At 33.3% G+C, this 12,396-nt stretch carries 10 protein-coding genes and 1 pseudogene; 10 read left to right on the top strand and 1 reads right to left on the bottom strand.

Annotated elements, in window-relative coordinates:
- Positions 1 to 51: 51 nt before the first annotated feature.
- The 10 genes and pseudogenes from CD116_RS13910 to CD116_RS07420 all read left to right on the top strand — a co-directional run.
- Positions 52 to 255 (top strand): annotated as a pseudogene (locus tag CD116_RS13910) (GNAT family N-acetyltransferase); the annotation flags it as partial.
- 515 nt (positions 256 to 770) lie between these two features.
- Complete coding sequence (locus CD116_RS07460; RefSeq protein WP_047426671.1) at positions 771 to 2,588, top strand: acyltransferase family protein; 1,818 nt, start codon at positions 771 to 773, stop codon at positions 2,586 to 2,588.
- 360 nt (positions 2,589 to 2,948) lie between these two features.
- Positions 2,949 to 3,743: a CHAP domain-containing protein gene (locus CD116_RS07455; protein ID WP_047548128.1), complete on the top strand. Its 795-nt coding sequence runs from the start codon at positions 2,949 to 2,951 to the stop codon at positions 3,741 to 3,743.
- Between the two features lie 172 nt (positions 3,744 to 3,915).
- Entirely contained in the window at positions 3,916 to 4,404 is a 489-nt protein-coding gene (locus CD116_RS07450; protein WP_078101653.1) for a glycosyl-4,4'-diaponeurosporenoate acyltransferase CrtO family protein, read from the top strand.
- A complete protein-coding gene (locus CD116_RS07445; protein ID WP_047548126.1) occupies positions 4,397 to 5,890 on the top strand; it encodes a phytoene desaturase family protein in 1,494 nt (497 codons plus the stop codon). Before CD116_RS07450 ends, CD116_RS07445 begins: the two co-directional genes overlap by 8 nt.
- Positions 5,891 to 5,895: 5 nt before the next feature.
- Positions 5,896 to 7,023, top strand: a complete 1,128-nt coding sequence (crtQ, locus tag CD116_RS07440) for a 4,4'-diaponeurosporenoate glycosyltransferase (protein WP_047548125.1) — start codon at positions 5,896 to 5,898, stop codon at positions 7,021 to 7,023.
- A gap of 36 nt (positions 7,024 to 7,059) precedes the next feature.
- Entirely contained in the window at positions 7,060 to 7,923 is an 864-nt protein-coding gene (gene crtM, locus CD116_RS07435) for a 4,4'-diapophytoene synthase CrtM (RefSeq protein WP_047548122.1), read from the top strand.
- A gap of 11 nt (positions 7,924 to 7,934) precedes the next feature.
- A complete protein-coding gene (locus CD116_RS07430; RefSeq protein ID WP_047548120.1) occupies positions 7,935 to 9,443 on the top strand; it encodes a phytoene desaturase family protein in 1,509 nt (502 codons plus the stop codon).
- Positions 9,444 to 9,846: 403 nt separating this feature from the next.
- Positions 9,847 to 11,001, top strand: a complete 1,155-nt coding sequence (locus CD116_RS07425; RefSeq protein ID WP_047548118.1) for an aminotransferase class I/II-fold pyridoxal phosphate-dependent enzyme — start codon at positions 9,847 to 9,849, stop codon at positions 10,999 to 11,001.
- 22 nt (positions 11,002 to 11,023) lie between these two features.
- Positions 11,024 to 12,022, top strand: a complete 999-nt coding sequence (locus CD116_RS07420; RefSeq protein ID WP_047530816.1) for a D-lactate dehydrogenase — start codon at positions 11,024 to 11,026, stop codon at positions 12,020 to 12,022.
- Positions 12,023 to 12,112: 90 nt separating this feature from the next.
- On the opposite strand, the gene copZ is transcribed toward CD116_RS07420, so the two are convergent.
- Positions 12,113 to 12,319: a copper chaperone CopZ gene (gene copZ, locus CD116_RS07415; protein ID WP_000076662.1), complete on the bottom strand. Its 207-nt coding sequence runs from the start codon at positions 12,317 to 12,319 to the stop codon at positions 12,113 to 12,115.
- Positions 12,320 to 12,396: the final 77 nt, after the last annotated feature.

Genomic DNA, 12,396 nt, shown 5'->3' with positions numbered 1-12,396 from the left:
CTGCCGAAAATCCTGCTTTTGGGACGCCGTTAATCGGTTTCCCAGAGCACAAAATCTTTATGTCTCACCCTCATCATGACATGCAAAGAAAATAATATCGATAGCATTTATTTAGGAACCATTGATAAATTGATTAGTGCACAGCATTTTTATTCTAATAATGGTTTTCAAGAAATTAATCGAGAAGAATTGCCAAGTAATTTTCCAAAACTAGATGTAGATAATAGATTTTATTACAGAAATTTAAAAGACTGATTCGAACTTACGAATAATTGATATGGCAATCTTAATAATATTTCATTTTAAACTATGGCATGTCTTGCATTAAATATAAAACGACCTTGAAACATCATTTGATTGTAATTATAGGCTAGAATGTTTTACTTTTTATTTTCAATACATGTTAGTTTATTCAATTATAGAAAATTTGAAAAAGTAAAATTCTAATAGTATATTTAAATAATTGCGTAATAGCACGATGTATAAAATATAAAAGTAACCTTTTTTTGTAAAAATATAATGAGAATGACGGTTATTTCGTTAAAAATTTAAGAATCTATGATAATCTATGTTATGTAGTAAAAATGACTAATCTTTAAGTGATTACAGTTGTAAAATGAATTCTAAAGATTGCTTGCTATTTAATAGTAAATTAAAAACTATCTTAATTAAGGGTTAAATAAATTAATAAAAATCAATGCTATATGTTATTTTTAAAAGTATTATGATATGCTAAAAAATAGAGAAAAATAAATGGGGCGTTTATTAACATGGATACAAAAGACTTTAAACGTTTAGAAAAAATGTATTCCCCGCGATACTTACCTGGATTAGATGGATTAAGGGCATTCGCAGTTATAGGTATTCTTATTTATCATCTGAATACACAATGGCTAAGTGGAGGATTCTTAGGGGTAGATACATTCTTCGTTATTTCAGGTTATTTAATAACGAGTTTGTTGATTAGCGAATATTATCGAACGCAAAAGATTGATTTACTAGAGTTTTGGAAGCGTAGATTAAAACGGCTAATTCCGGCTGTATTATTTTTAATCTGTGTCGTACTTACGTTTACACTAATATTTAAACCAGATTTGATTATTCAAATGAAACGAGATGCTATTGCAGCTATATTCTATGTTTCAAATTGGTGGTACATTTCACAGAATGTAGATTATTTTAACCAATTTGCTATTGAACCACTCAAACATTTATGGTCATTAGCCATCGAAGAACAATTTTATTTGTTTTTCCCATTGGTTATCACTTTCTTATTACATAGATTTAAACCAAGAAATATCATTCAAACACTATTTGTTGTATCTCTTATCTCACTAGGACTTATGATGGTAATTCACCTAGTCACTGGAGACAATTCACGTGTGTATTTCGGCACAGATACAAGGCTACAAACATTATTACTTGGATGTATTTTAGCTTTTATATGGCCGCCTTTTGCTTTAAAAAAAGACATTTCTAAAAAGGTTGTTGCCTCATTAGACATCATCGGTATATCAGGTTTTGCAGTACTGATGACGTTATTCTTTATCGTTGGTGACCAAGACCAATGGATATATAATGGAGGATTTTATATTATCTCCTTCGTAACATTATTCATTATTGCGATTGCGGTTCATCCTTCAAGTTTATTTGCCAGATTTTTAAGCATGAAACCATTTTTGATTATAGGTAAACGTTCATACAGCTTATATTTATGGCATTATCCTATTATTGTATTTATGAATAGTTATTATGTACAAGGGCAAATACCAGCGTATGTTTATGTTATAGAGATTTTATTAACAGCATTAATGGCTGAAATATCTTATCGCTTTATTGAAACGCCAATACGTAAAAATGGATTTAAAGCTTTTGCATTTTTACCTAAAAAGAAATCTCAATTTATAAGAACAGTATTAGTTATCTTATTATTGATACCATCTATCACAGTGTTAGCTGGACAGTTCGATGCGTTAGGTAAGCAACATGAAACGCAGAAAAAAGAGAAGAAGACAGAATTTAAAACAACTAAGAAAAAAGTAGATAAAAAAGACAAAGCTAAGCAAGATGGTAAGCAAAAAGCTAATAGTAAAGAGGATATTACGAAGTCATCTCCGTTATTAATTGGGGATTCAGTAATGGTAGATATTGGTAATGTCTTTACTAAAAAGATACCAAATGCACAAATTGATGGTAAAGTTGGTAGACAACTTGTTGATGCAACACCGATTGTAAAATCACAATATAAGGACTATGCTAAAAAAGGTCAAAAAGTGGTTGTTGAACTTGGTACAAATGGTGACTTTACTAAAGATCAATTAAATGAACTATTAGATAGTTTTGGGAAAGCAGACATTTATCTAGTTTCTATTAGAGTACCTAGAAATTACGAAGGTAGAATAAATAAATTAATTTATGAAGCAGCTGAAAAGCGCTCTAATGTACATTTGGTTGATTGGTATAAAGCTTCGGCTGGCCATCCTGAGTACTTTGCCTATGACGGTATTCATTTAGAATATCCGGGTAGTAAAGCGTTGACAGATTTGATTGTAAAAACAATGGAAACACACTCAACAAATAAAAAATAACTTAGAGCACTAAACTTTTGAATTATTACATTGCTAATGACATTTATTTGTAAAAAGCAAGTATTTTTCAATGAGTTTAGTGCTTTTTTGCTAGTCAAATCCTATGATAATAGTCTTTAAAAATATTGTGGACATTTTACTTTGAATATTACAGTAAAACAGGCATTGTTATGAACAGGTTACAATACGATAACAAAGTCCACAAGACGTATAATCTCTGTTATAGTTTGTCTTGTCGCAAAACTATAAAAGTTATAATTATTTGCAGATTAAAAAAATATAAAATGTAAAATTTAAAATAATTGAGTCGCTATTGACTATACGTATAGAGGGTTTTGATTATTGGGAGGATATTTAATTATGAAAAAAATCGTTACAGCTACTATTGCTACAGCAGGACTTGCAACTATTGCATTCGCAGGACATGACGCACAAGCCGCAGAACAAAATAACAATGGGTATAATCCTAATGATGCACAATCATACAGCTATACGTACACAATTGATGCTCAAGGTAATTATCATTATACTTGGACGGGAAATTGGAATCCGAGTCAATTAGAACAAAACAATACGTATTACTACAATAACTATAATACTTACAATAATTCATATAATAATTATAGCTATAATAACTACAATAACTATAATCGTTCATATCAAAGCAATAACTATTCATATAACAACTACACATATAATAACCAAGCATCTTCAAATTACTATCATACTGGTGGATCAGGTGCAAGCTATAGCACTACAAGTAACAACGTTCACGTTACTTCAACAGTAGCACCATCTTCAAATGGTCGTTCAATATCAAATGGATATGGATCAGGAAGTAATTTATACACATCAGGTCAATGTACTTATTATGTATTTGATCGTGTTGGTGGAAAAATTGGTTCAACATGGGGCAATGCCAACAATTGGGCTAGTGCAGCTGCTGCCTCAGGTTATACAGTGAACAATACCCCTAAAGCTGGTGCAATCATGCAAACAACACAAGGTTACTATGGACATGTAGCTTATGTTGAGAGCGTGAATAGCAATGGTTCAGTACGTGTTTCTGAAATGAACTATGGTCACGGTGCAGGTGTCGTAACTTCACGTACAATTTCAGCAAACCAAGCAGGTTCATATAATTTCATTCATTAATCAAAGTTTATTTAAATGACGTCAATAGTCTCTAAAAAAGAGGGTATTGGCGTTTTTGTTTGTCAATTTTAAATGATAGCGGTTTATTAGCTAATCTTTAGGGAACTTAGTAATAAATGGTAATTAATACAATTTCAGTATGATTGAGAGTGATTCATTTTAAATGAAAATCTTGAAAAAATATATCAAAATAGCGGTTTTATGTAGTATGTATTGGTTGATTTTCCAAATGAGTATAGCTAATTTAGGTACAAAAATACCTGACAAATACTTTCGTCAGAGGCATATAATATTTAAATCATTTAACTTTGAAAATGATGGACAGATTTGGCAACACTGGTTCAATGTAAAAAGCTGGAAGCATAAAGTTTTAGATGGCCATCAGTTTAATCAAAATATATATGATCAGCGCCATTTGATGAAAATAAATATTTATGTAGTAGAAAAAATGATTATCGAAACAAAACGGGCAGAATTGATTCATTGGATATCGATATTACCAGTCATAATATTCAATAAAGCCTCTCGTTTAGTAAAGTATATAAACATTTTCTATGCAATCATAGTTAATGTTCCAATCATAATTGTGCAACGATATAATCGACCGAGGTTAACGCAACTACTACGCGTATTAAAACAAAGAGGTGAGCGTCATGACTAAGCATATTGTCGTTATTGGTGGTGGCTTAGGTGGGATTTCTGCAGCAATTCGAATGGCACAAAGTGGCTATTCTGTCTCATTATATGAACAAAATAATCATATTGGGGGTAAAGTGAATCGTCATGAATCAGATGGTTTTGGCTTTGATTTAGGTCCATCTATTTTAACGATGCCTTATATTTTTGAAAAATTATTCGAATATAGCAATAAGCAAATGACAGACTACGTTACAATCAAGCGATTGCCACATCAATGGCGTAGCTTTTTTCCAGATGGGACGACTATCGATTTATATGAAGGTATTAAAGAGACAGGTCAACATAATGCAATATTGTCGAAAAAGGATATAGAGGAATTGCAAAATTATTTGAATTACACAAAGCAAATAAATCGTATCACTGAAGAAGGATATTTTAAACGTGGTTTAGATACACTTTCTCAAATTATTAAATATCATGGACCCGTCACTGCACTTATTAACTATGATTATGCCCATACTATGCAACAGGCCATAGACAAGCGTATCTCAAACCCGTACTTACGACAGATGTTAGGTTATTTTATTAAATATGTAGGTTCTTCATCATACGATGCACCTGCCGTATTATCTATGTTGTTCCATATGCAACAAGAGCAAGGGCTTTGGTATGTAGAAGGTGGTATCCATCATTTAGCTAATGCTTTAGAAAGGCTAGCGCGTGAAGAAGGCGTCACAATTCATACAGGTACACGTGTGGACAATATTAAAACGTATCATGGACGCGCTACTGGAGTCAGGTTACATACAGGTGAGTTTGTGAGGGCAGATTATATTGTTTCGAATATGGAAGTCATACCTACGTATAAATATTTACTTTACCTTGATGCACAACGATTAAATAAATTAGAGTATGAATTTGAACCAGCAAGTTCAGGTTATGTGATGCATTTAGGTGTTGATTGTCAATATCCTCAATTATCACATCATAATTTCTTTTTTTCGGAAAATGCTCAGTACAATTATCATCAAGTATTTCATGATAAGGTATTGCCAGATGATCCAACTATTTATCTAGTGAATACGAATAAAACTGATGACACACAAGCGCCAGTAGGATATGAAAATATAAAAGTATTACCGCATATTCCATATATTCAAGATCAACCTTTTACAACTAAAGATTATGCGCATTTTAAAGACAAAATTTTAAATAAATTAGAAAAAATGGGGCTCACTGACTTAAGAAAGCATATTATTTATGAAGATGTCTGGACGCCAGAAGATATCGAAAAAAATTATCGTTCAAATCGTGGTGCAATATATGGTGTTGTTGCAGATAAAAATAAAAATAAAGGCTTTAAATTTCCTAAAGAAAGCCAGTATTTTGAAAACTTATACTTTGTAGGTGGTTCAGTAAATCCCGGCGGTGGTATGCCGATGGTTACCTTAAGTGGACAGCAAGTAGCAGACAAAATAAACACGCGAGAAGCGAAGAATAGGAAGTGATATCTATGAAATGGTTATCACGAATATTAACAGTAATAGTGACCATGTCTATGGCGTGTGGTGCATTGATGTTTAATCGTAGACATCAGCTAAAGGAAAAAGCGCTGAACTTCAATTATAAAGCATTAACAATTATTATTCCGGCTAGAAATGAAGAAAAAAGAATAGGTCATTTACTAAATTCGGTAATACAACAGCAAGTTCCAGTAGATGTCATTGTTATGAATGACGGATCGACAGATGAAACAGCACGTGTAGCGCGTTCATATGGTGCGACTGTAGTAGATGTTGTTGATGATACTGACGGCAAATGGTATGGGAAATCACATGCTTGTTATCAAGGAGTGACTCATGCATGTACGAATCGTATTGCTTTTGTAGATGCTGATGTAACTTTCTTAAGGAAAGATGCCGTTGAAACGTTGATTTATCAGTACCAATTACAAGACGAAAAAGGATTGTTAAGTGTACAGCCTTATCATATAACTAAGCAGTTCTACGAAGGATTTTCAGCGATATTTAATTTAATGACAGTCGTTGGTATGAATGTATTTTCTACCTTAGACGACGGTCGGACTAACCAACATGCATTTGGACCGGTGACATTAACAAATAAAGAAGATTATTACGCAACTGGAGGTCATAAAAGTGCGAACTGTCATATTATTGAAGGATTTGCTTTAGGAAGTGCATATACTTCACAATCATTGCCCGTAACAGTTTATGAAGGATTTCCATTTGTCGCATTTCGCATGTACCAAGAAGGATTTAAGTCATTACAAGAAGGATGGACGAAGCATTTGTCAACTGGGGCAGGTGGCACAAAGTCTAAGATTATGACAACAATTGTGTTATGGTTGTTCGGTTCTATTGCGAGCGTTATAGGACTATGCCTTAGTTTAAAATATCGCCAAATGTCTGTAGGAAAAATGTTAACACTTTACTTGAGCTATACTACACAATTTATTTATCTGCATCGAAGAGTCGGTCAATTTTCTAATTTATTAATGGTATGTCATCCATTGTTATTTATGTTTTTTACTAAAATTTTCATCCAATCTTGGAAACAAACGCATCGTTATGGTGTAGTTGAATGGAAAGGTCGTCAATATTCTATATCTAAAGAACAATAAATCAAGGCAATGCCATTACAATATAGGAGGACTAGTATGACAATGATGGATATGAATTTTAAATATTGTCATAAAATCATGAAGAAACATTCAAAAAGCTTTTCATACGCTTTTGACTTGTTACCAGAAGATCAAAGAAAAGCGGTTTGGGCAATTTATGCGGTGTGTCGTAAGATTGATGACAGTATAGATGTTTATGGCGATATTCAATTTTTAAATCAAATAAAAGAAGATATCCAAGCTATTGAAAAATACCCATATGAACATCATCATTTTCAAAGTGATCGTAGAATCATGATGGCTCTTCAGCATGTTGCACAGTATAAAAATATCGCCTTTCAATCTTTTTATAATCTCATTGATACTGTATATAAGGATCAACATTTTACAATGTTTGAAACGGACGCTGAATTATTCGGATATTGTTATGGTGTTGCGGGTACAGTCGGTGAAGTATTGACGCCGATTTTAAGTGATCAGCCGACGCCTCAGACATATGATATTGCTAGAAGACTTGGTGAATCATTACAATTGATTAATATATTGAGAGATGTCGGTGAAGATTTTGGAAATGAACGGATATATTTTAGTAAGCAACGATTAAAACAGTTTGAAATTGATATTGCTGAAGTGTACCAAAATGGTGTTAATGATCATTATATTGACTTATGGGAATATTATGCATTTATCGCTGAAAAAGATTTTCGAGATGTAATGGATCAAATTAAAGTCTTTAGCATTGAGGCACAGCCGATTATAGAATTAGCAGCACGTATATACATTGAAATACTGGACGAAGTGAGGCAGGCTAACTATACATTACATGAACGTGTTTTTGTGGATAAAAGGAAAAAAGCAAAGTTGTTTCATGAAATAAATAGTAAATATCATAGAATATAGGTGGTTGAATAATGAAGATTGCAGTAATTGGTGCAGGTGTCACAGGATTAGCAGCGGCAGCCCGTATTGCTTCTCAAGGTCATGAAGTGACAATATTTGAAAAAAATACTAATGTAGGCGGGCGTATGAATCAATTAAAGAAAGACGGTTTTACATTTGATATGGGTCCCACAATTGTCATGATGCCAGATGTTTATAAAGATGTATTTACAATGTGTGGTAAAAATTATGAAGATTATATTGAATTGAGACAATTACGTTATATTTACGATGTGTATTTTGACCGCGATGATTGTATAACGGTGCCTACAGATTTAGCTGAATTACAGCACATGCTAGAAAGTATAGAACCTGGTTCAACGCATGGTTTTATGTCCTTTTTAACAGATGTTTATAAAAAATATGAAATTGCACGTCGCTATTTCTTAGAAAGAACGTATCGCAAACCAAGTGACTTTTATAATATGACGTCACTTGTGCAAGGTGCTAAGTTAAAAACGTTAAATCATGCAGATCAGCTAATTGAACATTATATTGATAACGAAAAGATACAAAAGCTTTTAGCGTTTCAAACGTTATACATAGGAATTGATCCAAAACGAGGTCCGTCATTATATTCAATTATTCCTATGATTGAAATGATGTTTGGTGTGCATTTTATTAAAGGTGGTATGTATGGCATGGCTCAAGGACTAGCGCAATTAAATAAAGATTTAGGCGTTAATATTGAACTTAATGCTGAAATTGAGCAAATTATTATTGATCCTAAATTCAAACGGGCTGATGCGATAAAAGTGAATGGTGACATAAGAAAATTCGATAAAATTTTATGTACCGCTGATTTCCCTAGTGTTGCGGAATCATTAATGCCAGATTTTGCACCTATTAAAAAGTATCCACCACATAAAATTGCAGACTTAGACTACTCTTGTTCAGCATTTTTAATGTATATCGGTATAGATATTGATGTGACAGATCAAGTGAGACTTCATAATGTTATTTTTTCAGATGATTTTAGAGGTAATATTGAAGAAATATTTGAGGGAGATTTATCACATGATCCTTCTATTTATGTGTATGTTCCAGCGGTCGCTGATAAAGCACTTGCACCAGAAGGCAAAACTGGTGTTTATGTGTTAATGCCGACTCCGGAACTTAAAACAGGTAGCGGAATTGATTGGTCAGATGAAGCTTTGACGCAACAAATAAAGGAAATTATTTATCGTAAATTAGCAACGATTGAAGCATTTGAAGATATAAAATCGCATATTGTTTCAGAAACAACCTTTACGCCAAATGATTTTGAGCAAACGTATCATGCGAAATTTGGTTCGGCATTCGGTTTAATGCCAACTTTAGCGCAAAGTAATTATTATCGTCCACAAAATGTATCGCGAGATTATAAAGATTTATATTTTGCAGGTGCAAGTACGCATCCAGGTGCAGGTGTGCCTATAGTTCTAACGAGTGCGAAAATAACTGTAGACGAAATGATAAAAGATATTGAGCAGGGCGTGTAAGGGAGTAGTCTAAGAGAAAGATGTGAGAAAAGTATAAGGAGAACGTAAAAGACATAATGAAATAAGTGTGTGTTTGATAAGATTAATGTAACATTGAATAGCGCCTGTTGGGGTTCGCGATTGAATACGTACCTTAATAGGCGTTATACTCTAGGTAAGTGGCATTCGCGAAATTTGAGTGTTAGCGATTAATAGTTTATTAATCAGAAAATTCATAATATTGACAATAATAATGTAGATACCTAAAATGAAACTAAATTCATTCAATACAACGTGTGTTATAAGTACTATTGAACTTTAAAATGAATAGGTAATTAAACCATCAATATTAAATTGAAATGGCACAAGTTGTAGATATTTTAATAGTCACGTAGGCTATGTTTAATGATAGAGGAGGAATCTGATGATTTCTAATAAATTAGCGGGTATACCTGACAGCTATTTTGGTAAAACAATGGGGCGTAAAATTGAACATGGTCCATTACCATTAATTAATATGGCAGTTGGTATTCCAGATGGGCCCACACCTTATGGTATTATTAATCATTTTGCTGAGGCGTTACAAATTCCGGAAAATCAAAAGTATGGCGCTTTTCATGGCAAAGAGTCATTCAAACAAGCTATTGTAGATTTTTATCAAAGACAATATGATGTAACGTTGGATAAGGAAGAAGAAGTATGTATTTTATATGGTACAAAGAATGGTCTGGTTGCAGTACCAACTTGTGTCATTAATCCAGGAGATTACGTGTTACTACCTGACCCGGGTTATACAGATTACTTGGCGGGAGTACTTTTAGCTGATGGAAAGCCAGTGCCACTTAATTTAGAACCGCCACATTATTTGCCAGATTGGTCGCAAGTTGATGCACAAGTTTTAGAAAAAACAAAACTAATATATTTAACATATCCAAATAACCCAACTGGTTCTACGGCAACGAAGGAAGTATTTGATGAAGCGATAGCTAAATTTAAAGATACAGACACTAAAATCGTGCATGATTTTGCTTATGGTGCTTTCGGTTTCGATGCTAAAAATCCTAGTATACTTTCTTCAGAAAATGGAAAAGATGTTGCAATTGAAATTTATTCCTTGTCTAAAGGTTATAACATGTCAGGTTTTAGAGTAGGTTTTGCAGTCGGCAATAAAGATATGATTCAAGCTTTGAAAAAGTATCAAACACATACAAATGCAGGTATGTTTGGCGCATTACAAGATGCCGCCACATATGCTTTGAATCATTATGATGATTTTTTAGAAGAACAGAGTAATGTGTTTAAAGTGCGTCGTGACCGATTCGAAGACATACTTTCAAAAGCCGATTTGCCGTTTGTTCATGCTAAAGGTGGCATATATGTATGGTTGGAAACACCGCCAGGCTATGACAGTGAGCAATTTGAGAAATTTTTAGTAAAAGAGAAATCCATACTAGTCGCACCGGGAAAACCATTTGGAGAGAATGGTAACCGTTATGTAAGAATCTCATTGGCGTTAGATGATCAGCAATTAGAAGAAGCGGCAACAAGGTTGACTGAGCTAGTATATTTATATGAATAATTAAGTTAAGGGTGATGTTAAAATGATAAAAATTAAAATAATGAGTGTGCGTGATGAAGATATGCCGTACATTAATGCATGGGCAGAGAAGCATCATGTTGAGGTAGACATTACAAAAGAGGCATTAACAGATAATAATGTTGAAGATGTCGCTGGTTATGATGGCTTATCGTTATCACAACAAATACCATTATCAGAGCATGTTTATAAACGATTAAATGAGCTAGGTATTAAGCAAATTGCGCAACGTAGTGCTGGATTTGATACATATGATTTAGATTTAGCGAATAAATATGACTTGATTGTATCGAATGTGCCGTCCTACTCTCCAAATTCAATTGCGGAGTTTGCTGTGAACCAGGCTATTAATGTGGTTCGTCATTTTAATCAAATTCAAACGAAAGTGCGAGAGCATGATTTTAGATGGGAACCTACTATTTTATCGAAATCCATTAAAGATTTAAAAGTAGCTGTTATTGGTACAGGTCGAATTGGCCGTGTAGTAGCCGATATTTTTGCCAATGGTTATCAAAGTGATGTGGTCGCATATGACCCGTTTCCTAATGCTAAAATTGCAACGTATGTTGATTACAAAGACACGATTGAGGAAGCGGTTGAAGGTGCTGATATCGTGACATTACATGTACCTGCAACGAAATATAATCATTATCTATTTAATGCTGAATTATTTAAACATTTTAAAAAGGGCGCAGTATTTGTCAATTGTGCAAGAGGTTCTTTAGTAGATACTAAAGCATTGCTTGATGCATTGGATAATGATTTGATACAGGGTGCAGCACTTGATACGTATGAATTTGAACGTAAACTTTTCCCAAGTGATCAAAGGGGCAAAACACTGAACGATCCATTGTTAGAATCGTTGATTGACAGGGAAGATGTTATATTAACACCACATATTGCGTTTTATACTGAAGCTGCAGTTGAAAATCTAATTGTCGATGCACTAGATGCAACATTAGATGTATTGCAGACTGGAGATACTAAGTTACGAGTAAATTAAAAATCGAACTGATGAGATAATTTGGATTGTTGGGATTCTCATCAGTTCGAATTTTTTAATTTGGTGTTGATGACGTTGAATATTGCCTAATTAAACGACATCGTAACCTTGATCTTCAATTGCGTCTTTCATTTGAGATACAGCAACTTTACTGTCATCATATTGAACACTTACTTGACCATTTTCAAGGTTTACTTCAGCTGAAGTGACACCGTCAATATTATTTAATGCAGATTCAACAGCACTTTTGCAGTGACCACAGCTCATACCTTCAACATTTAAAATTTCTTGTGACATAGCATTCACCTCCTTTTAGAGCCACTTATTATTTATAATAATTAGTGGCTCTTATGCAGTTGTAGCGAAGCAACAAC

It is taken from the genome of Staphylococcus schweitzeri (assembly GCF_002902405.1).
GTDB classification, from domain to species: Bacteria; Bacillota; Bacilli; order Staphylococcales; family Staphylococcaceae; genus Staphylococcus; species Staphylococcus schweitzeri.
The sequence above is the reverse complement of the archived record's forward strand: the minus strand, read 5'-3'. Positions and strand labels throughout refer to the sequence as shown.